1 pseudogene is annotated in these 429 nt (G+C 68.5%); it reads right to left on the bottom strand.

Features of this window, described 5'->3' with window-relative positions:
• Nucleotides 1-429: pseudogene (locus ACXAJT_RS27665) on the bottom strand (IS3 family transposase); the annotation flags it as partial.

Genomic DNA, 429 nt, shown 5'->3' with positions numbered 1-429 from the left:
GGGACCTTGAGCCCTTCGCGCCGCCAAATGCGCGCCACCCGCTTGTGGTTCACCTGCCAGCCCGCCCGGCGCAGCAGCACGGCGACCCGGCGGTAGCCGTAGCGGCCATACTCCCGGGCCAGTTCGATGACGTCGGCGGTCAGCCGCGCCTCGTCTTCCCGGCCCTGTGGTGGCTTGCGTTGCGTGGAGCGGTGCTGGCCAAGCACCCGGCAGGCCCGGCGTTCGGAGATGCCGAGTGTCTCGCACACATGCTCCACGCACTCGCGGCGGCGCGAAGGGCTCAGAAGTTTCCCTGTGCAGCCTCGGTCAGGATCAGCTTCTCGAGCGTCAGGTCAGATACCGCCCGCCGCAGCCTCAGGTTCTCCTTCTCGAGCTCCTTCAGCCGCGACAACTGTGCCCGGTTCATCCCGCCATACTGCTTCCGCCACC

This window comes from Salipiger sp. ABF4_146 (assembly GCF_056161345.1).
Note: the sequence above shows the minus strand (reverse complement) of the source record. Positions and strands in the feature narration are given on the sequence as shown.